This is a genomic window from Staphylococcus sp. HMSC072H03, assembly GCF_001809305.1.
GTDB lineage: Bacteria > Bacillota > Bacilli > Staphylococcales > Staphylococcaceae > Staphylococcus > Staphylococcus hominis.
Genome location: NZ_KV796883.1, coordinates 319,425 through 339,901, shown reverse-complemented (window position 1 = coordinate 339,901; position 20,477 = coordinate 319,425). Strand labels below are relative to the sequence as shown.

Annotated in this window: 19 protein-coding genes and 2 tRNA genes; 10 read left to right on the top strand and 11 right to left on the bottom strand. The window is 30.8% G+C overall.

Features of this window, described 5'->3' with window-relative positions; translation table 11 throughout:
• The coding region (locus HMPREF2578_RS07655; protein ID WP_070508357.1) for an N-acetylmuramoyl-L-alanine amidase at positions 1 to 3,582 on the top strand (3,582 nt) is incomplete at its 5' end.
• A 176-nt stretch (positions 3,583 to 3,758) separates the two neighbouring features.
• Here the strand turns inward: HMPREF2578_RS07655 and HMPREF2578_RS07650 are convergent.
• A complete protein-coding gene (locus HMPREF2578_RS07650; RefSeq protein WP_002448073.1) occupies positions 3,759 to 4,178 on the bottom strand; it encodes a MarR family transcriptional regulator in 420 nt (139 codons plus the stop codon).
• Positions 4,179 to 4,446: 268 nt separating this feature from the next.
• On the opposite strand from HMPREF2578_RS07650, the gene HMPREF2578_RS07645 reads away from it, so the two are divergent.
• The gene (locus HMPREF2578_RS07645; RefSeq protein ID WP_019835348.1) at positions 4,447 to 5,622 is read left to right on the top strand and encodes an aminotransferase class I/II-fold pyridoxal phosphate-dependent enzyme; all 1,176 of its coding nucleotides are present in this window, start codon (positions 4,447 to 4,449) and stop codon (positions 5,620 to 5,622) included.
• Positions 5,623 to 5,673: 51 nt separating this feature from the next.
• Here HMPREF2578_RS07645 and menB read toward each other — a convergent pair whose 3' ends face one another.
• From menB to HMPREF2578_RS07625, 4 genes are read right to left on the bottom strand one after another with little or no spacing between them, the layout of a single operon-like run.
• Entirely contained in the window at positions 5,674 to 6,492 is an 819-nt protein-coding gene (gene menB / locus HMPREF2578_RS07640) for a 1,4-dihydroxy-2-naphthoyl-CoA synthase (RefSeq protein ID WP_002448062.1), read from the bottom strand.
• Positions 6,485 to 7,288: a 2-succinyl-6-hydroxy-2,4-cyclohexadiene-1-carboxylate synthase gene (gene menH / locus HMPREF2578_RS07635; RefSeq protein WP_049416162.1), complete on the bottom strand. Its 804-nt coding sequence runs from the start codon at positions 7,286 to 7,288 to the stop codon at positions 6,485 to 6,487. The genes menB and menH overlap by 8 nt, the downstream gene beginning before the upstream one ends.
• Positions 7,275 to 8,945 carry a 2-succinyl-5-enolpyruvyl-6-hydroxy-3-cyclohexene-1-carboxylic-acid synthase gene (gene menD, locus HMPREF2578_RS07630; RefSeq protein ID WP_025987184.1) on the bottom strand — a complete coding sequence of 557 codons (1,671 nt, stop codon included), beginning with the start codon at positions 8,943 to 8,945 and terminating at the stop codon, positions 7,275 to 7,277. The genes menH and menD overlap by 14 nt, the downstream gene beginning before the upstream one ends.
• A complete protein-coding gene (locus HMPREF2578_RS07625; protein WP_017175788.1) occupies positions 8,935 to 10,302 on the bottom strand; it encodes an isochorismate synthase in 1,368 nt (455 codons plus the stop codon). Before HMPREF2578_RS07625 ends, menD begins: the two co-directional genes overlap by 11 nt.
• A gap of 180 nt (positions 10,303 to 10,482) precedes the next feature.
• On the opposite strand from HMPREF2578_RS07625, the gene HMPREF2578_RS07620 reads away from it, so the two are divergent.
• Positions 10,483 to 11,421, top strand: coding sequence for a 1,4-dihydroxy-2-naphthoate polyprenyltransferase (locus HMPREF2578_RS07620; RefSeq protein WP_049379560.1), 939 nt, complete (start codon positions 10,483 to 10,485; stop codon positions 11,419 to 11,421).
• A gap of 47 nt (positions 11,422 to 11,468) precedes the next feature.
• Here HMPREF2578_RS07620 and HMPREF2578_RS07615 read toward each other — a convergent pair whose 3' ends face one another.
• Complete coding sequence (locus tag HMPREF2578_RS07615; RefSeq protein WP_017175790.1) at positions 11,469 to 12,020, bottom strand: GNAT family N-acetyltransferase; 552 nt, start codon at positions 12,018 to 12,020, stop codon at positions 11,469 to 11,471.
• Positions 12,021 to 12,163: 143 nt separating this feature from the next.
• On the opposite strand from HMPREF2578_RS07615, the gene HMPREF2578_RS07610 reads away from it, so the two are divergent.
• Together HMPREF2578_RS07610 and HMPREF2578_RS11330 are read left to right on the top strand one after the other, a co-directional pair.
• A complete protein-coding gene (locus tag HMPREF2578_RS07610) occupies positions 12,164 to 12,376 on the top strand; it encodes a TM2 domain-containing protein (protein ID WP_017175791.1) in 213 nt (70 codons plus the stop codon).
• 88 nt (positions 12,377 to 12,464) lie between these two features.
• On the top strand, positions 12,465 to 12,563 hold the full coding sequence (locus tag HMPREF2578_RS11330) for an SAR1012 family small protein (protein WP_017175792.1): 99 nt from the start codon (positions 12,465 to 12,467) through the stop codon (positions 12,561 to 12,563).
• 67 nt (positions 12,564 to 12,630) lie between these two features.
• Here HMPREF2578_RS11330 and HMPREF2578_RS07605 read toward each other — a convergent pair whose 3' ends face one another.
• The gene (locus HMPREF2578_RS07605) at positions 12,631 to 12,849 is read right to left on the bottom strand and encodes an IDEAL domain-containing protein (RefSeq protein ID WP_002488353.1); all 219 of its coding nucleotides are present in this window, start codon (positions 12,847 to 12,849) and stop codon (positions 12,631 to 12,633) included.
• Positions 12,850 to 13,056: 207 nt separating this feature from the next.
• Between HMPREF2578_RS07605 and HMPREF2578_RS07600 the strand changes: the two genes are divergently transcribed.
• The 3 genes from HMPREF2578_RS07600 to HMPREF2578_RS07590 all read left to right on the top strand — a co-directional run bounded on the left by HMPREF2578_RS07600 (position 13,057) and on the right by HMPREF2578_RS07590 (position 13,952).
• Complete coding sequence (locus tag HMPREF2578_RS07600; RefSeq protein ID WP_017175793.1) at positions 13,057 to 13,641, top strand: competence protein ComK; 585 nt, start codon at positions 13,057 to 13,059, stop codon at positions 13,639 to 13,641.
• A 144-nt stretch (positions 13,642 to 13,785) separates the two neighbouring features.
• A tRNA-Asn gene (locus tag HMPREF2578_RS07595) sits at positions 13,786 to 13,860 on the top strand.
• A gap of 3 nt (positions 13,861 to 13,863) precedes the next feature.
• Positions 13,864 to 13,952: transfer RNA gene (locus HMPREF2578_RS07590), tRNA-Ser, on the top strand.
• 90 nt (positions 13,953 to 14,042) lie between these two features.
• On the opposite strand, the gene HMPREF2578_RS07585 is transcribed toward HMPREF2578_RS07590, so the two are convergent.
• On the bottom strand, positions 14,043 to 15,032 hold the full coding sequence (locus HMPREF2578_RS07585) for a lipoate--protein ligase (protein WP_049416368.1): 990 nt from the start codon (positions 15,030 to 15,032) through the stop codon (positions 14,043 to 14,045).
• Between the two features lie 188 nt (positions 15,033 to 15,220).
• Here HMPREF2578_RS07585 and HMPREF2578_RS07580 point away from each other — a divergent pair, with 188 nt between their 5' ends.
• Positions 15,221 to 15,397 carry a YkvS family protein gene (locus HMPREF2578_RS07580; RefSeq protein ID WP_002448045.1) on the top strand — a complete coding sequence of 59 codons (177 nt, stop codon included), beginning with the start codon at positions 15,221 to 15,223 and terminating at the stop codon, positions 15,395 to 15,397.
• 15 nt (positions 15,398 to 15,412) lie between these two features.
• The gene (locus HMPREF2578_RS07575) at positions 15,413 to 16,015 is read left to right on the top strand and encodes a CPBP family glutamic-type intramembrane protease (protein ID WP_070508356.1); all 603 of its coding nucleotides are present in this window, start codon (positions 15,413 to 15,415) and stop codon (positions 16,013 to 16,015) included.
• 163 nt (positions 16,016 to 16,178) lie between these two features.
• On the opposite strand, the gene HMPREF2578_RS07570 is transcribed toward HMPREF2578_RS07575, so the two are convergent.
• The 3 genes from HMPREF2578_RS07570 to HMPREF2578_RS07560 all read right to left on the bottom strand — a co-directional run bounded on the left by HMPREF2578_RS07570 (position 16,179) and on the right by HMPREF2578_RS07560 (position 20,446).
• On the bottom strand, positions 16,179 to 17,537 hold the full coding sequence (locus HMPREF2578_RS07570) for a TrkH family potassium uptake protein (RefSeq protein WP_048679996.1): 1,359 nt from the start codon (positions 17,535 to 17,537) through the stop codon (positions 16,179 to 16,181).
• 18 nt (positions 17,538 to 17,555) lie between these two features.
• A complete protein-coding gene (locus tag HMPREF2578_RS07565) occupies positions 17,556 to 19,415 on the bottom strand; it encodes a trypsin-like peptidase domain-containing protein (protein ID WP_019835285.1) in 1,860 nt (619 codons plus the stop codon).
• A 233-nt stretch (positions 19,416 to 19,648) separates the two neighbouring features.
• Complete coding sequence (locus HMPREF2578_RS07560) at positions 19,649 to 20,446, bottom strand: TerC family protein (RefSeq protein ID WP_017175798.1); 798 nt, start codon at positions 20,444 to 20,446, stop codon at positions 19,649 to 19,651.
• Positions 20,447 to 20,477 lie beyond the last annotated feature (31 nt).

Here is a 20,477-nt window from a genome sequence, read left to right as displayed (position 1 = left end):
AATAATAAAATAAATTCAAATCATGTAACTACTGAAACACAACCAACTCATAATGAAAGTGCTCAAGTTTCAAATACACAAAAGTTAAATACAGATGAGCCTAAAACAACATTAAATAACGTAGATAGTCAAAACAATAGCATATCAAAAACTCAATCAAGCACTACTTTCGTTAATAATAAGCAACAAAAAGTAGATGATGATACGTCAACGACAAATAATGACAATAATAAAGTATCAACATCTTCTACTTCTACTACAGAAAGTGACAGTACGTCTAACAATTTATCAAATAAATCAGACAACACTACAGTTAATAATGAAGATACTACTCTTCAAAATAATAATACTCAAACTTCACCAATGCATAATACTTTAAAAGTACGTGCATACAGTTCAGCTTTAAATAATACGAATGTTAATAATAAAACTACAACTTCAACTCAATCAAATGATGCATCTGTCTCTGACTCTACATCATCAGTGTATAAAGGTATCGGTGGAAAAGGTGGTCCAGCTACAGTAAGTACATATTCAACTACTTCTTCACTACCAAAATATGTACCACAAGTTAAATCTTCAATCAATAATTATATTCGCTCAAATAATTTGAAAGCTCCTTCGATTGAAGAACATTATACATCTTACTTCCCTAAATATGGGTATCGAAATGGAGTAGGAAAACCTGAAGGCATCGTCGTGCATGATACTGCAAATGACAATTCAACGATTGAAGGCGAAATTAATTATATGAGAAATAATTATACAAATGCGTTTGTACATGCATTTGTAGATGGAAATCGTATTATTGAAACTGCCCCTACTGATTATTTATCTTGGGGAGCTGGACCATATGGAAATAATCGTTTTATTAATGTTGAAATTGTTCATACACATGATTATGCTTCATTTGCACGTTCAATGAATAACTATGCAGATTACGCTGCTACACAATTACAATATTATGGATTAAAACCAGATAGTGCTGAATATGATGCTAAAGGAACAGTATGGACTCATTATGCTATTAGTCGTTATCTTGGAGGTACAGATCACGCTGATCCACATGCCTACTTGAGTAATCATAATTATAGTTATGATGAATTATATGATTTAATTAACGAAAAATATTTAATTAAAATGGGTAAAGTTGCACCATGGGGTACAACATCTACAAATAATTCAACTCCTACTACTAAACCAAGTGTAAATAATAAAAAATTAACAGTAACATCTAATAATGGCTTAGCTCAAATTAAATCAGATAATAGCGGTCTTTATACTACTGTATATGATTCTAAGGGAAAAACAACGAATCAAGTTCATAATACTTTAGCAGTTACAAAATCTGCACAGCTTGGTAAAGACAAATATTACCTAGTATCCGATTATAATAGTGGAAAATTATATGGATGGGTTAAACAAAATGAAACGATTTATAATACTACTACTTCTAAAACAAAAGTAAATAAATCGTATACTATTAAACCTGGAACGACACTATACACGGTTCCATGGGGTAATTATAATCAAATTGCTGGAACAGTATCTAAATCAAATCAATCTCCATTTAAAGCGAGTGCATCACAACAAGTAGGTAAATCAACTTATGTATATGGTTCAGTAAATGGTTTAACTGGTTGGGTAAGTAAATATTATTTAAATGATATTCAAAACAAAGCGGATACAACTAATGTACTTAATGTTTCTCAATTAAATAACACTTTAGGACAAGTAGCTAAAAAAAATAGTGGTGCTTACACAACAGTATATGACTCATCAGGAAAAATAAATCCTTCTATTAACGGTAATACTTATCGTGTAACTAAAAAAGCGACATTAAATAATAAAAACTTTTATTTGATTTCTGACTTTAATGGTAATCAATCACACGGTTGGATTCCTTCATCAGAAATTAATATTCAAACTACAACACCTATAAATGATGGTATTAAAAATTACAATATCAAAGGAAATAGTAATATATATGAAACACCTTGGGGCAGTTCGTCTCAAATTAAAGCAACCGTTCCTTCAAAGGGAGATGTTCTAAAATCTATAGACGCTTTAAAAGTAGGCTCAAATACGTATCTTCACGGTGTTATCAATAATGTTTGGGGCTGGATTTTATCAGACGATGTTCAAACTGTAAAAACGAGTCAAAAAACAAGTAGTGTTCAAACTGTTTCAAAAATTGCTCAAGTAAATTCAACAAATGATGGTATACGTTCAAGTATTTACGATACAAGTGGTAAGCATGCAAAGCAATATGCTAACAAAACATATGTTGTAACTAAAGAAAAAAAATTAGATGATAATACATATGTTTTATTATCTAGTACTTCTGGAAATACCCCATTAGGTTGGTATAATGTTAAAGACTTAAATATTAAAAATTTAGATAAAGAACAAAAAGTGAAAGGTACTTATACTGTCAATCAAAATAATAAGGGCTTGTATACGATTGCTTGGGGCACTAATCAACAACGATTAGATAAAAACAACATTGCTAATCAAACTTTCACAGCTTCTAAATCGACAATTGTTGATGGTAAAACGTATTTATACGGTACAGTTAATAATCAAACAGGTTGGATTGCACTAAAAGATTTAACTAACGCTTCATCTTTCGATACAGTAGAAGACTATAACGATGATTTAGTTATAACTAATGGTAATAGTTTTTACTATGACGACCCTACTTCAGCTAAAGGGTACTTACTCAAGCCATTTAATGAACAAATTTTTCAAGTTACAAAACGAAAAGTAGTAAATGGTATCACTTGGTATTATGGTAAATTAAGTAATGGTAAATCAGTATGGATTAAGAAAAGCGATTTACAACAACAATTAGTTAAACTATCTAAAAACTATAGAACACTTGATGATGTCACTAAAATTCAACAAAATGTTTACGGTGCACCACCACAAGTTCAACGTAATAATAGCGGTTGGTCAAATGCAACGTATAGTGAAATTAAAAATGCGATGAACGCGAAAACACTTGCTAAACATCCAACTTTAAAATATCAATTTTTACGTTTAGATCGCCCACAATCATTATCTGTAGATCGTTTAAATCGACTACTTAAAGGTAAGGGAATGTTAGAAAACCAAGGTCAAGCATTTGCTAATGCTGCAAAATTGACAGGTGTTAATGAAATTTACTTAATTGCTCATGCCCTACTTGAAACGGGTAATGGCCAATCTAAACTTGCTAAAGGTGCAAATTTGGTTAATAATCAAGTCGTTTCTAATTCCCCTATTAAATACTATAATGTATATGGTATTGGTGCTTATGATTATGCACCACTTGTAAATGGAATTAATTACGCAAAACGATCTGGCTGGAATAGTATTTCTAAAGCTATTATTGATGGAGCTAAATTTATTGCTCAAGATTATATTAAATCTGGTCAAAATACACTTTATAAAATGCGTTGGAATCCTGATCAACCTGGTACACATCAATATGCTACTGATATTAATTGGGCAAATGTGAATGCTGAAGGTTTAAAATACTTATACGATCAAATTAATTCAGTTGGTAAATATTTTGAAATACCAGTATTTAATCAATAATACTACTTGGGAGTGAGACTGAATTCAGTTGCCCTTCAGTTATCGCCTACCCATACTTAAAAGAATCTGAGACACTTATTTCTGTCTCAGATTCTTTTTTGCTCTAAATTTTATATTTCATACAAGCACCCATCTTATTGGACTATGTTATAAAGAACAATAAGATGGGTGCTATGTTAGATATAAAGATGACGACTATTAAGTTTATTTAAAAGATGATTCAAATTATTGATTTCCTCTTCTGTTAAACATTGACATCTCGCTTCGATTAATTCACATCTTGCTATATTGATTTGTTTAATTAAATCTCTAGCTTCAGTTGTTAAACATAAATCCTTACAACGTAAATCTTCGTGTGACTGTTGACTTGTAATATAACCTTTATGAACTAATTTCTTTATCCAACGAGATACAATGGACTGCTCTCTACTAATCTTCATTGTTAAATCATATTGTGATAATCGATCATAGTTATAAAGAATTCTTAATAATTCCAGTTGGTCATTTGTTATATCAGTCCGTTGGCCAAAGCGTCTATTTACTAAATTAAGATCATTGTTTGTTAGGGTAATAAGTTTTTCTAGTTGATTATACATAGCTGTTCTACTCCACTCTAGTAATTGTTTATATTATAAAGTTAATTTTATAATTAGACAATACTATTCAATAAATTGACTAAATTCATTTTAATAATATGATATTATCTATTCATTATACACGATTTCTAATTTTTCTATTTAAATTGAGAGAAAATGAGATTTTATTAATTAAATATTATAAATAAAAATATGATATGATAATTATATTCTATTTCAAAGTAATGAGGTCATAATACTTTGAATGATTATATTTAGAGGTGTAAATATGAAATTAACTTTAAATTCAAATTCTAAGTTTTTAAGAGCGCCAAGTATCCGACAGTTTTCAAGTCGAATAAAAAATATTGACGACTGTGTTAATTTAACTATTGGCCAACCTGATTTTCCAATGCCTGATGTGGTTAAGCAAGCATATATTAATGCAATAAGTGAAGATAAAACAAGTTATTCACATAACAAAGGTCTTACTGAAACGCGTCAAGCGATTAGTCAATATTTTAAACGTAGATATGGATTTTTTTATAGCGAAGAAGAAATTATTGTTACAAACGGTGCAAGTGAAGCGTTAGATACATCGCTAAGAAGTATAATCGAACCTGGAGATGAAATTTTAATCCCTGGTCCTATTTATGCCGGATATATTCCATTAGTTGAAACTTTAGGTGGTAAACCTATTTATATTGATACCACACATTCTGACTTTAAGGTAACACCTGAGCTAATTGAAACTTACTTTACTAATCAAACTAAAGCAATTTTATTAAATTACCCTACTAATCCAACTGGTGTTATATTAGAGCGCTCAGAAGTTGAAGCCCTTGTACATTATTTAAAAACTAAAGAAATATTTATTATCAGTGATGAAATATATGCTGAAAATACGTTTACAGGAACACATACTTCTTTCGCAGAATATGAAGAGATACGTGACCAACTATTACTCATTGGTGGCTTAAGTAAATCACATTCAGCGACAGGCATCCGTATCGGTTTTTTAATCGGTCCTGAATATTTAATTGAAAAATTAACTTTCATGCATGCATATAACTGTATTTGTGCTAATGTCCCTGCTCAAATTGCTTGTATCACTGCATTAAATGAGGGCTTAGAAGCACCAAAATATATGAACGAAGCTTATATTGAACGCCGTGATTATTTAAAAGCTAAATTGTTATCTCTAGGATTCGAACTTGAAGCTCAACCTGAAGGTGCATTTTATATTTTCCCAAGTATTAAACGATTCACTAATAATGATTTTGACTTTTGTGTCAATGTACTGGAAGAGGCACATGTTGCGATGGTGCCAGGCTCTTCTTTCACAGATATAGGAAAAGGCTATATTCGTATTTCTTATGCTTATGAAATGAACGTCTTAAAAGAAGGTATGCGTCGTTTAGAATTATATTTAAAAGAACACTATCCTAACGTGTTAGATAATTAAAAAAAACGCAAGATTGACTAAGTCAATTTTGCGTTTTTTTATTACTATTGTTTATGGGAATTTAGGGAATTGATCAAAATCAGGATCGCGTTTTTCTTTAAATGCGTCACGACCTTCTTTTGCTTCATCAGTAGTATAATACAGTAATGTAGCATCTCCAGCCATTTGTTGTAAACCAGCTAAACCATCTGTATCTGCATTCATTGCAGCTTTTAAGAAACGTAATGCTGTTGGTGAATGTTTCATAATGTCTTTACACCAAGCTACTGTTTCATCTTCTACTTTATCTAAAGGTACTACAGTATTAACTAAGCCCATTTCTAATGCCTCTTGAGCATTGTATTGACGACATAAGTACCAAATTTCACGTGCTTTTTTGTGGCCTACGATACGAGCTAAGTATCCTGAACCATAACCAGCATCAAATGAACCTACTTTAGGTCCAGTTTGACCAAAGATTGCATTATCTGCAGCAATTGTTAAGTCACATACTACATTTAATACGTTACCTCCACCAATTGCATAACCTCTAACCATTGCAATAACTGGTTTAGGAATAACACGAATTAAACGTTGTAAATCCAATACATTTAAACGAGGAATTTGGTCTTCACCAACATAACCACCATGTCCACGTTTCTTTTGATCTCCGCCTGAACAAAACGCTTTATCGCCTTCACCTGTTAAGATAATAACAGAAACATTTTGATCATCACGTGCTCTAGTAAATGCATCAATCATTTCAGCTACTGTTTTAGGTGTAAATGCATTACGTACTTCTGGTCGGTTAATTGTTACTTTTGCAATTCCTTCGAAGAATTCATATTTAATTTCATCATATTCTTTTAGTGTTTCCCACTGTCTAGTCATTTTGCTCCTCCTTTAAAAAGCCTAATACTATTGTATCAAATTCCGCTTCATCTTCCACATGAATTGTGTGACCTACATTTTTTAAAATACGAATTTGATAGTTTTTAATTTCTTGTGCCATTTTTTTAGCAGTATTAACGAATTTTTCATCTAATTCTCCTGCTAGAATAAGGCAATCACTTTTTATACGCTTAATATCTCCCCATAAATTAGGCATATGTCCAGTCCCATAATCTCTTAAAGCTTTCGCTAATTTATTAGGATCCTGCGAAAGTCGCATACGACGCATTGCCTGTTTTTTATTATCATCTAATAGATATTGTGTTTGAAATAAAGGGAGTTTTTCCCAATCATTTACAAACACTTCAATTCCAGCTATTTCTAATACACGTCCACGTGCTTGATCGATAGCCTGTCGTTCTTTACGTAAGGCTTCGTCAGCAATGCCTGGCGATGTACTTTCTAATATTAACTGTTTGATTCCATATTGACCATATATTGTATAGTAAAGTGCTACGCGCCCACCCATTGAATAGCCTAATAAACTGAATTTATATTTCTCAAATTGAGATAAAACTCGATTTATTTGTTCCGTTATATACGGAAAGTCCCATGTTTGATCTATAGGTGAGTCATCTTTGCCATGTCCAGGTAAATCAATAGTTAAAATATTACATTGAGTAAGAAAAGCCTCTATATGATTCATATACGTTTGACTATCACTAATAAAACCATGAAGTAAAATTAATAATTGATTGCTTGGATGATCAGATTTATAAAAATTATAATGTAACATTTAAAATCTCACTCAATTTCTGATATAAAAGTTGATGTTGTTCTAAGTTATCTTCACGATTTGTAATCATTTCATATATATATGAATTCATATTTGAAAATGATACTTGAGAAAAATCGGTAATATTATTCAAACGTTTAAATGAAAAATCATATAACATGGCAGTATACTCAAAATTTAGTCCAGTTGGTGTACCAAATAGACGTTCAAAGTATTGCTCTGCTGCTGTTTTTTGAGGCAAATAAGAAAATATACCTCCACCATCGTTGTTAAGTATAACAATATTAATATGAATATCGTTTAATTTAGCCATTAATAATCCATTCATATCATGATAAAAAGCTAAATCTCCAATCAGTAATGTCACTCTTTTATGTACTGCCATACCTAAAGCAGTAGAAATAACGCCATCAATACCATTTGCACCTCGATTAGCATACACTTCTACTTCACTATCAAATAATAAATTATCTACATCACGAATAGGCATACTATTACTTACAAATAATGCATCATCTTTAGTGAGTTTTTGAATCAGTGTACTTACAAATGCTGATTCATCTGTCGCTTGAGACATATGTTGAGTGATTGCTTTACGAGATTGTGCTTCTATAGATTGCCAACGTTCAATCCAATCCTTACGATTTACTGTTGGTTCATTCACTAAACTTCTGAAGAAATCATTTGCTGATATTTCATATGAGATGTGTGGCGGTGTTGGAAATACATCAATTTTATCATTATTTTGAACTAATATTTGAAATGCATTTGTGCGTGTAAGCCATTGATTTAATTTTTTAGAAATAACTGGTTTACCTACACGTATAATAAAATCAGCATCAATATTTAAATGAGAACGGTATAATAAATCATATGTTGTAATAACATTAGGATGGTTAAACTTGCGTAATTGACTAAGTGGATCTGCAAGAATTGGTAAATCATGAATTGTAGCGTAAGTTAAAATTTGATCGACTGCTTGGTGCTGCATATCCCCTACAATAATAAGACCTTTCTTATCTTTTAATACATTTTTTATATCTTGTATATCTATATTTTTTTGATAATGAGGCAATATTTTATGTTCAGATTTTAAATTCTCAGTCATTTCAAGATCTGGTGTTAACGGTTCTCTAAATGGTAAATTAAAATGTATTGGACCACGGTGTGGACCATATAAATATTGACTTGCAATTTGCATTTGATAATTGATAGTATTGAGCATTTCTTGACTGCCATCAGCTACAGGCATATCAAATTGGAAGTTAATATAATTTGCAAACATATTGACTTGGTTAATCGCTTGTGGTGCGCCTACACTTCTAAGTTCGTGTGGACGATCGCTAGTTAATACTATAAGCGGTATACGGCTGATTTGACTTTCGGCTATAGCTGGCGTGTAATTAGCAGCCGCTGTTCCAGAAGTACATAAAATCGCAACTGGACGTTCGCTTCCTTTAATTAATCCTAAAGCAAAAAAAGCTGCGCTACGTTCATCAGGATGTATCCAAGTTTTTATATTTGGATGCGCTTCAAATGCAATCGCTAAAGGAGTCGAACGTGAGCCCGGACTAATAACGACTTCTCGCACACCATAGGCATATAACTCTGATGCAAATGTATAAACTTGTTTAGTTAAAGCTTCTTTATGATTCATTCTCATTCACTACTCCTAAAGCATTCATCATTGGTGAAAATTTCACCGACGTTTCTTCAACTTCACTTTCAGCATTAGAATCTTTTACGATACCACAACCTGCAAATAAAGTAGTTTGATTTTGTTTAATTAACATAGAACGAATAGCCACAATAAATTCACAATCATCATCTACATCGATATATCCAACTGGAGACCCATATAATCCTCGTGTGCCAAACTCATTTTTTTCAATATAATCAACTGCTTCTTTCTTAGGATAACCACCTAAGGCAGGTGTAGGATGCAACTCATCAATTAAACTAATATACGAATGATTCAATAATGTTCCTTTTATTTCAGTATACAAATGATACATATGATCATTTTTTAAAATATTAGGTTTTTGATTGTACTCTACATTTTCTACATAAGGTTCAATATCATTTAAAATACTTCTAACGACAAATTGATGTTCACCTAGATTTTTACTGTCTTGTAGAAATGCTTGAACATTTTTTTCATCTTTTTCAGCATCTTGTGTTCGAGGAATGGTTCCTGCTACAGCCTTCGTAGATAATACACCGTCTTCAACTTTTAATAATTGCTCTGGTGTTTGAGAGAAGAATACAGATTGGTTAGACTCTAGAATAAATAAGTAACTATTTTTCTCATTGTTTAACGCACGATTAAGTACATAAGGAATACTAATTGGCTTATCAAACTTAATTAAACGACGTCTCGCAAGCACTACTTTTTGATCTTTATCAAGTTGTTCAATCGTATGACTTACAAGATCTTTCCACTCATCAACATAAATATCTTCCATGCGTGTTACATTGCCTAAAGCTGTCTCTCGTTCTGTCGTATCGACTTGAGTATTTTCAAAATAATTAATAATTTGATTTAATTTTTCCATTTCAAATTGAGCTTTTTCAACTGTATATGTCAAAATGGTTTGATTGTTAACTGAAGAAATAAGTACTTCAGGTACCACAAAATGATTAATCCCAAATTCACGCCACTCATCATCAGACTTATGATTTGAAAATTGGAATCCCCCTACTATTTTAAGGTGATGCTTTTGCGTATTAACATGAATTAGTTCTACATCGTTTTTAAATTTTTCCCATTCCCGAAAGATAGATTGTTTATTTTCAAAGTTATTCTTAAATCTTTGAATTGCATGATAGCCGAAAAATGAAGACATATTATCGTTTAATCGCAAATAAAATCGATCTCCAGCTTGTTTTTCAGTTAAATTAAATAATTCACTTGGTGTTAAAGATTTATTTAACACGACTTCAACAGAAACCCAGTTTTTATTGCTTTCATATATAGATTCCATAATTTTGTCTTCCATTAGGTTGGCAGCCATTCATTTCACTTCTTTCATTATCTTTTTTTACTCATTAAAGTATTGTAACATTTTTCGTTATTCATCGTATCATAATTGCTTAATCAATTTAGAGAAATATTTCACGTTGATTGACCTTTCTTACCTATTCCTATAAAATACATATGTTAAAACTTTATATTATAAGAGGTAGATTACATTATGGCAGATCAATATCAACAATATTCAACTGTTAGAAAATATTGGCATTTAATGAGACCTCATACTTTAACCGCGTCTATTGTCCCTGTATTAGTAGGAACAGCGACAGCTAAACTTTTCTTACTGGGCAGTCAAGATCATATTAAATTCAGCCTATTCTTAGCAATGTTAATCGCATGCCTTTTAATTCAAGCAGCGACTAATATGTTTAATGAATATTATGATTTTAAAAAAGGATTAGACGATCATACATCTGTAGGCATCGGTGGCGCGATTGTTCGAAATGGTATGAGTCCAAAACTTGTCATGAATCTAGCAATTGCTTTTTATATTATTGCCGCTTTACTTGGTATATATCTAGCTGTTAATAGTTCATTTTGGATTATTCCAGTTGGTATTGTATGTATGGCAATTGGTTATTTATATACTGGTGGACCTATTCCTATTTCATGGACGCCATTTGGTGAATTATTCTCCGGATTATTTATGGGTATGATTATCATTTTACTTGCATTCTTTATTCAAACAGGTAATGTGAATGGTTTTATTGTTTGGATTAGCTTACCTATTGTCATTACAATCGGGTTAATTAATATGGCTAATAACATTCGTGACCGTGTTAAAGATAAAGCAAGTGGTCGTAAAACCTTATCTATTTTATTAGGTAAAAAAGCTTCTATTACGTTTATGGCAGCAATGTATATCTTAGCTTACTTAATCGTAATATTTACTGCTTTATTCAAATCAGGCGGCTCATTATTCTACTTGTTAGTATTATTCTCATTCCCAATGCCAATCAAAGCAATTCGTCGTTTTAATAAAAATGATACACCAGCAAGCATGATGCCAGCGATGGCAGCGACTGGCAAAACGAATACAGTCTTTGGTATTTTGTACGCTTTGGGTATTTATATCAGCGCACTTTTAGGTGGAATCTAATTTGTTTTAACTAGCATTGTGTTTTAACAATGCTAGTTTTTTTATTATTATATATATATCATATGTAGATAATCATGGCCATATAAATTAATATCTTCAACCCATTTGAAACCTAGTTGTTTATAAAGTTTAAGTGCTTTCTCATTATTATAATCACAATTTAAACTCCATTTTTTATTAAAACTTGTGGTGATCAAGTGTTCCAACAATTGTGTCGCAATACCTTGTCCTCTATAATCAGGCGATGTGACCACTGCTTCAATATACCACTCATCATTTTTAGCTTCTTTTATAGGTAAAGGTGTTCCAACTAATCTGATATCTTCTTCAAGAGGCAGTTGGTTCCATTGTTCTTCGTACTCCATTTCTTTTGAACCATCATAAGCGATAATACAACCGGCCACTTCATTATTCTTTTCATATACCCATATATTTTTATAATAGGTACGATAATGTACATTAACTATACTAAGTTCAAGCAAATTAATCATACGTTTTTTAGAAATTTCCTTTACAATGTCAAGTTCCATATCTTTCCATATTAAATAATAAAGTTTTGCAATTTGCTTATTATCACTTGGTGTCGCTTTTCTAATCATATTTATCCCTCCATCTACATCATACTCATCTTCTTACAAGAAATTAAATATTATAGTAAGTATAAACTTATTCTTTTATAAGTGACATTCTTGATTTTAGTCATAAATTACTTACAATATAAAAATAAGGAGGCATCCATAATATGAGAGTAAACAAAACATTATATGTATTATGTGCATTGTTCTTAGGTGGTGTTGGGATTCACAAGTTCTATGCAGATAAAGTTGGACAAGGTGTATTACATTTGGTCTTCTTTTGGACACTTATTCCAACAATTGTTTCGATTATTCATGGCATTATCATTATCTTTACTACTAAAGCTGATAATAATGGATATATTTTTATACCCAGATAAAAACAAGCGAAAGTTTTTAAACTTTCTTCTTTAAATTAAAGAAAATGGGGTATAAATTAATAATAGTTTTAAAAAGGAGAATGTGACTATGAAAAACTTTATTAAACGTATTGTGAGAACAATTATTACAGGCTATGTCTTAAAATGGATTAAAAATAAAATAGAAGGAAATTCAAAAAGAAAATAATTTAAAAAGGTCTATTCACTTTATTTTAGAGAATAGACCTTTTTATAGTGATTCATTGGAACCGGATTTACTCATTGAGAAATGCCTCCAAATGTTTTAATTCAGTAGTATATTGATTAAAATCATCTTCATTTCTATTAACCAAAGCTTCATCAATTAATGTTACAAGTTGTTTCTTTCTTTCTAAACGTAACGCTTCGTCAATCACAAGTTCTACACCTAAATCATTCACCGTCGTTACAAATTCTTCTAGTGTGGTATGTTTAACATTTGTATTGTAATACATAAGATTCACTACCTTTCTATTAATTTAAAAATAGTATACAAGCTTTTTATTTTGAAATCAATGAATATTCAGACTTTTCTAAATAAATTAGTGTAATTTTATTTTTAAATAATAACTTGACAACATATACTTTTTTTATATAATAATTTTATATTATTAATCACTCTTCGTGTTTAATAATAAATAATTAAATAAGGAGCTGATCTTATGACTCAGTTCAATAAACCTCCTAATACGATTTATGTCATACGTAAAGGTGATATGGTGATTAGACCTACATTTGACGATCATCAACAACCGAACGGCTCAGAAATCCTCAAATTCGATACCTCACGAGAAATAAGTCCTTTTAAAACTCAAAAAATTATTGAACGATCTTGTAGATTTTATGGCAATAACTACTTAAGCAAGAAAGCTGAAACTCAACGCATTGCTGGAATAACTAGTAAACCTCCCATCCTTCTCACACCATTGTTTCCAACTTACTTTTTCCCAACACATTCAGACCGTTTAGAAGAAAATATATGGATTAATATGCATTATATTTCTGATATTAAGCCATTAAAAAACAGAAAGAGTAAAATTATCTTTGCAAATCAAGAAGCACTAACATTAAATGTATCTTTTCATAGTTTATGGCATCAATATTCTAATTCTATTTTCTATTACTATATGATTGATAAACAAGCAAGAATGAAATCTAATAATCCAGATATGCCAATCGATTATGAAAAAACATCTTTAAATATTTTTGAGGCACTTTCACACTATTCTTTATTAGAAGATAAATAGCTGTATGTTTATTTTTAAAATATACGGAACGATTATATTAATTTAGTGTAAATGTTCCGTATATTTTTTAAAGATAATCTCTTGCAAATTTTAAGATTATTGATATAATTGTATTTGTATTGATTGAAGAACACGTTATATTATTCCGCAGTAGCTCAGTGGTAGAGCTATCGGCTGTTAACCGATCGGTCGTAGGTTCGAATCCTACCTGCGGAGCCATATGGAAACGTACTCAAGTTGGCTGAAGAGGCGCCCCTGCTAAGGGTGTAGGTCGCGAGAGCGGCGCGAGGGTTCGAATCCCTCCGTTTCCGTCATTTGACTCTTTACTTTTTAAGTAAAGAGTTTTTTTTATAAAAAAAGAGCCAATGTTTCTACAATTTGACTCCTTTTTTATATTTAAACTAATACGCCATTAATTTCAATATACTGTCTTTCTCGATATCACCAAAGTAATGATAAAAGTCATAGTCTTCCATTACTTCTTTTATATGAGTATAATCGTGTAATGTGCCTACTAAAGCATCTTCTAATTCATTGACATTTCCTTCTCCAAAGAAATCGCCAAAGATTTTAGCATGCTCAATTTTTCCTTTTTTGACATCAAATTTAATTTGAATGAATCCTTTTTCAAACTTCTCGTCACGTTCAAAATTATATTTCGGATTTTTACCATAATTCCAATCCCAAGTGCGATATTTTTCATTGCTTAATTGCTTAATATTGTTCCAGTCTTCTTCCGTTAAATGATATTCCTCTACTTCATGCTCACCAAAGATGTTTTTTAAAATAATTTGCTTAAATTGATCAATTGTAATAGAGTCATCTAAAAATTCTTCAATATTTGCTACGCGTTTACGTACAGACTTCACGCCTTTAGATTGAATTTTTTTAGGATTCACTTTTAATGCGTTTTGTACTTCTTCTAAATCACTATTTAGCATTAATGTACCATGACTAAACATACGATTTTTAACCTTAACCATAGCATTTCCAGAAATTTTAGCTGCGCCTACTTGAATGTCATTACGGCCTGTCATTTCTGCATCTACACCCATAGATTGTAAAGCTTGAACAATAGGCTCAGTGAATTTCTTAAAGTTATGAAAACTGTTACCATCATCACTCGTTACAAAGCTAAAATTCAAATTGCCTTTATCATGATACACAGCCCCTCCTCCAGAAATTCGTCGTACAACATGAATATGATGCTCATCTACATACTGTTTATTAACTTCTTCAATTGTATTTTGATTTTTACCTACAATGATTGAGGGTTCATTAACATAAAATAAAAAGTAACTATCATCTGCAGGTAAATATTTAAGTACATATTCTTCCATGGCTAAGTTAATTGTAGGATCAGTAATATTATTATTACTTACAAATTTCATAGCTCTCACCTTTCTCTTTCTTTTAAAATTTAATAATGCAATATATCTTCCACTATCGATTATTTAACTTAATTATGGCATTATTTTCAAAAATAATATAATATTTTCTGATTTTAGTATATATTTGTTTATTTGTAGTGTAAATTTTAGTACAATATAGTCTAGCTATAATTTGAGGAGGACTCGAAATGACTGTTGCAGAAGTTGGAAATATTGTAGAATTTTATGACGGTTTAAGAGGCCGTGTTGAAAAAATTAATGATAATTCAGTTATTGTTGATTTGACAATTATGGAAAATTTTAATGAACTAGATTTACCTGAAAAAACAGTTATTAATCACAAACGATATAAAATCGTTGAATAAGAAGGTTAATATTAAATGAAAAATACATCTAAACCCTTAATTTGGTTTGTTGCAAGTTTTATTGTATTTCATCTTATCTTATTTATAATGTGGGGAGAACATCAAGAATATTGGTATTTATATACTGGTATAATGTTAATTGCTGGCATTAGTTATGTATTTTATCAACGTGATATCACATCAAAACGTCTATTAACCTCTATTGGTGTGGGCGTAATCACAGGTGTTGTATTAGTGATAATACAACTTATATTTTCACTTATATCGTCACAAATTACTTATACCGAATTAATTAAAGAGTTATCAAGAACAGGTGTATATTTTAAATGGCAAATGTTAGTTACTATCTTATTTGTCATCTCTTGTCATGAGTTATACATGCGTGCTGTCTTACAAAAAGAGTTAAATAAATTTAGACTACCTCGCTGGCTAACAATTTTAATACCTGCATTATGTTCTAGTTCTTTATTTATCTATCTTGATAAATGGTGGATTGTTATTTTTATCTTTATAGCTCAAGTCATATTATCATTGAGTTATCAGTATACAAGACGTATTGTTACATCGTCTTTAGGTCAAATTGTTGCCATCATTTTATTACTTATCTTTCATGGATAAAAACCTTTTCTTAGTTGCTAAAACTAAGAAAAGGTTTTTTTAATTGGTATCACGATTCATTTCAATAACGATATTCTTTTTTTATTTAAAACATAACTATCTACATACAAAAAAGAGTGGGATAACGAATTCAAAATGAATGTATCCCACTTTCCTTTTTTAGTTATCCAATTTGAATTCTCTCTTTTGGATAACTAAATTTATCAGGTTCTTTACGACCAGATATCATAATAATAAATGATATTAAACCGACACGTCCTATAAACATAAGAAGCATTAAGACGACCTTGGTAATACTGCTAATATTATCTGTCACCCCAAGTGATAAGCCACATGTTCCAAATGCAGACATGACTTCAAAAAACACCTGTAAGAATGATAAATTATTGGCTTCTGATGCTAATATAATAATGATACTTACAAAAGTAAGTACTGTCGCCATTATAAACACAGCAAAAGAACGTTGTATATCGATGGTATGAATTTCTCTATTAAATACTTTAATCGATGATTTTTCTGTATTGTTATTAAAATTAATTACAAATAAAATAAGTATCGCAAATGTTGTTGTTCGAATACCTCCTCCTACTGAACTCGGAGAAGATCCAATAAACATGAGAATACTCATAATGACATTTGTTGCATCATTAAAGTGTGTCACATCAATGGTTTGTAATCCAGCACTACGTGTAGTTGCAGATTGAAATAATGCATAGAATAAAGATTGATGCCAATTATATCCTTTGAATGCATGATTATACTCAAGTGCTAAAATAGATAAAAATCCAAATATAAATAAGAAAAAGTAAGTCGTTGTTGTAATTTTAGTAAATAAAGAAAATCTAAAATGACTTACTCTATTTCGTATATAAGCTCTGATTTCAAGTAATACTGGAAAACCAATTGACCCAAGAATAATTAAAAACATTACAATAGTTTGTACAAAGTAATCTTTGGCATATGGAACTAGTGATTGGCCAGTAATATCTAACCCACCATTTGTAGTAGCTGAAATAGATACAAACAAACCTTGCATTAAAGCATTTTTTAAATCAGGATTGTCTCTGTAAAAATAAAATGCAAGCAAGAGTGCACCTACAATTTCGATAGTCATGATGGTTTTAACAATTTCAATAATAAGCTTAACTGTCCCACTCATTGTGTCTTTATTATTATCAAGCATGATAAGTTGACGTTCGCGCATACCAATATGTTTACCAAGTACTACCCACAACACTGTACCTATCGCCATTACACCTATGCCACCGATGTTTAAGATAATTAAAATGATAAGTTGGCCAAATGATGAATAGGTATCAATAATACTGACTGGCGTTAAACCGGTCACACTAATTCCAGATACAGCTACAAACAATGTATCTATAGGACTCACCTTCACGCCAGGTTTATGTACAAAAGGTAAATTGAGTAATAAAAATGCAACGACAATTGCAATTAAATAATATAAAACAATACCTTGTTGAGGCGTTGATTTTTTGAATAATTTACTGAAAATAGACATTAGTTTGTCACCTCAATGTCATTTCAAATTAATTTCTATATCTTGAATATTTCCATCTCTGTAAATTTTAGCGGTTAACGTTTTTAAATCTTGTCGATGGTTAAACAGGATGTGTCTATACTGCAAATTATCTTTTAATGTTTTACCTTCTAATTTTACAATGACATCACCAATTTTTAAACCTGATTTTTTACCTAAACCGTCATCTTTTAATTTTTTCACTAAAATCCCATAATTTATATCATTAGGTAATTTTAAAAGTGAGCGTTCATAATGATTTAAATCATTTACATTTTCTAAAGCTATTCCAGTATTGGGGTAATTTACTTTCCCATTTTTCTCAAGCTCTTTAGCGATTGATTTAGCTTCATTAATGGGAATAGCAAAACCCATTCCTTCTATACTTGGCATATTAATTTTTAATGAAACGATACCAATAAGCTCTCCATCTTTATTAACTACAGCTCCACCTGAATTTCCTGGATTAACAGAAGCATCAATTTGGAACGTTTGCATCAATTCATCATTTTTATTATCTTTATCAAAATCAACAGGAACCAACCGATTTAGCCCCGAAATAATCCCTTTTGATACCGTATTTCTAAACTCTTCTCCTAGAGGATTACCTACAATTAATATCGATTCCCCTAAAACTAATTTATCTGAATTTCCAATATGGATAGAATTAATATTTTTATCATTGATTTTTGCTTTCACTACTGCAATATCTGACCATTTATCCTTTCCGACCACGTCACCTTTTATACTTTTATTCTCTCCATATGTAATCTTAACTTTATCTGCTTCACCAACAATATGTGTATTTGTTAATACAAAAAAAGTATCGCCTACAGTTTTGTAGACGACACCTGAGCCAAGTTCACTATCTAATTTTGAATTTGTTTTTTGAACTGAAGTATTCTTAGGTGCGTCACTTTCTACTGTTACCACTGATCTGACAGTATTATTAGCGTTTTTCATAGTTGTTGTGTACTTCTTATCTTGTGTATGTGTTTGATTTGAATGTTGTTCTTGTGAAGGTTCAGTAAAAATAGCTTTTACTAAAACTAAAATTAATATTAACGCAATTGCGATTAAAATTTTAATCCAATGTTCTTTTAAAAAGTCAACGACTTTATTTTTTGTATCATTTGATGATTGTTCATGTGATTCATGAGATTGTTGATCCGATATATTTTCTGTCGTATTCTTATCAGAATTAGATATGTGCTTTGATTGTTCACTCTTAGTATGTTCTACTTGAGTTGAACGTTGCTGAGTTGAAATTTGTTCTTTCTCAGTATGGATTGATTCTTTATCCTTAGTTGAAGTGTATGATTCTTCAGTGATTGTTGGATGTTTAGATTGTGTTTTAATTGTATCATTATGTTGATTGTCTTTTTCTTGTTTAGACTTTGGACGAGATTCATTATTTTTATTCAATCTACTATAAGTTGGTTCTATAGATTTATTCGTTTCATTTTCACTTTTTGAGCCATTACTCGAAATTGGTTTTTGCTGTTTCAATTCCTCATTATGTATGTCTTCTTGTTTAAGGTGTTGTTCTTCAGGCAGAGTTAAATGATGCCTATTATTTTTCTTAGCTGTGTTTGATGCATCTCTTTTTGATCTTAACTTAGCTAAATGTTGTTGTTGTTGAATTTCTTCTTGTGTTAATTTCTCAATTCTAGCTTTTCTTAAATTATCTTTGACACGTTCTTCATTTACTTTTGCTTGATGCTGTTCTTTTTCTGCTAAATGTTCACGCTTTTGTCTTTCACGTTCAATACGTTCCTCACGTTCTTCATTATGAAAGTATTCGTGACGTTTACGCCCATATTTACTACGCGGTATCACTTGTTTTTTATCATTATCCAAAGATGCCCACTCCTAACCTTGAAATCACAATATATATCACTAAAAAATGATTTACTTTTATGTGGTTATATATCTATCTTAATTTATTTATATATTACTTAAATTTTAATATCATTAGTGTTAATAAGCAAACGATTGTCAAATATTTTCTAAAAATATTTGACAAATAGTTATTAATTGAAAAAACCTTTTGAAGTCTTTTATAAAAAAACTTCAAAAGGTATCGATTACATCTAATGCTTAGCATTCTTTTTATTTTTTCGTACTGATGTTAACCATCCAATAACAACTAATAAAATCATTACAGTCCAGAAGATTGCTTGCCATAACGTACTATGTGGGAACTCTTCTGATAATACGCCAATATCTGGATGAGCTAATACGATAACTACTAATTTAATACCTACCCAGCCAACGATTGCGAAAGCGGCACCTTCTAAACCAGGATATTTATTTAATAAATCAACAAACCATGTTGCTGCAAAACGCATTAAAATAACACCAATCATACCACCGATGAACATAACTCCAAATTGGCCTAAATCCATACCGCCAAAATGAATGCCCATCTTAGGAAGTGTCACTGCAATAGCCATCGCTGCTAACATAGAATCAATTGCAAAGGCAATGTCAGCAAACTCTACTTTAAATACGGTAGCCCAAAATTTTCCAGCACTTACTTTCTTTTCAGCGCCAGTTTCATCATAATGATGTTCATCCCCAACTTGTTCCTCTTCATCTTTCTTATGGAAGAAATTCCAAAGATTTCTAATAGACATGAAAATTAAGTATGCAGCACCAATCGCTTGAATAAACCAGAAATTCACAATAATACTAATTAAAAATAAAGCAATAAAACGGAAAATAAATGCTCCTAGTAAACCATAGAATAATGCTTTTTTACGCTGTTCTGGTGGTAAATGCTTAACCATTACTGCCATTACAACCGCGTTATCTGCTGCTAGTAATCCTTCTAAAAATACTAACACTAATATTACCCACAAATAAGGTAAAATTAAGCTTGGATCCATGAAAAGACAGCTCCTTTATTTATTTTTTACA

Bases quoted from the DNA above. Each gene is read 5' to 3' on its own strand.
- HMPREF2578_RS07620 (WP_049379560.1), top strand. From the start codon at position 10,483: ATGGCAGATCAATATCAACAATATTCAACTGTTAGAAAATATTGGCAT.
- HMPREF2578_RS07585 (WP_049416368.1), bottom strand. From the start codon at position 15,032: ATGAAATTTGTAAGTAATAATAATATTACTGATCCTACAATTAACTTA.
- menH (WP_049416162.1), bottom strand. From the start codon at position 7,288: ATGTTACATTATAATTTTTATAAATCTGATCATCCAAGCAATCAATTA.
- HMPREF2578_RS07615 (WP_017175790.1), bottom strand. From the start codon at position 12,020: ATGATTAGAAAAGCGACACCAAGTGATAATAAGCAAATTGCAAAACTT.
- menB (WP_002448062.1), bottom strand. From the start codon at position 6,492: ATGACTAGACAGTGGGAAACACTAAAAGAATATGATGAAATTAAATAT.
- HMPREF2578_RS07610 (WP_017175791.1), top strand. From the start codon at position 12,164: ATGAGAGTAAACAAAACATTATATGTATTATGTGCATTGTTCTTAGGT.
- menD (WP_025987184.1), bottom strand. From the start codon at position 8,945: ATGAATCATAAAGAAGCTTTAACTAAACAAGTTTATACATTTGCATCA.
- HMPREF2578_RS07575 (WP_070508356.1), top strand. From the start codon at position 15,413: ATGAAAAATACATCTAAACCCTTAATTTGGTTTGTTGCAAGTTTTATT.
- HMPREF2578_RS07600 (WP_017175793.1), top strand. From the start codon at position 13,057: ATGACTCAGTTCAATAAACCTCCTAATACGATTTATGTCATACGTAAA.
- HMPREF2578_RS07605 (WP_002488353.1), bottom strand. From the start codon at position 12,849: ATGTATTACAATACAAATGTTAAACATACCACACTAGAAGAATTTGTA.
- HMPREF2578_RS07580 (WP_002448045.1), top strand. From the start codon at position 15,221: ATGACTGTTGCAGAAGTTGGAAATATTGTAGAATTTTATGACGGTTTA.
- HMPREF2578_RS07570 (WP_048679996.1), bottom strand. From the start codon at position 17,537: ATGTCTATTTTCAGTAAATTATTCAAAAAATCAACGCCTCAACAAGGT.
- HMPREF2578_RS11330 (WP_017175792.1), top strand. From the start codon at position 12,465: ATGAAAAACTTTATTAAACGTATTGTGAGAACAATTATTACAGGCTAT.
- HMPREF2578_RS07650 (WP_002448073.1), bottom strand. From the start codon at position 4,178: ATGTATAATCAACTAGAAAAACTTATTACCCTAACAAACAATGATCTT.
- HMPREF2578_RS07560 (WP_017175798.1), bottom strand. From the start codon at position 20,446: ATGGATCCAAGCTTAATTTTACCTTATTTGTGGGTAATATTAGTGTTA.
- HMPREF2578_RS07645 (WP_019835348.1), top strand. From the start codon at position 4,447: ATGAAATTAACTTTAAATTCAAATTCTAAGTTTTTAAGAGCGCCAAGT.
- HMPREF2578_RS07625 (WP_017175788.1), bottom strand. From the start codon at position 10,302: ATGGCTGCCAACCTAATGGAAGACAAAATTATGGAATCTATATATGAA.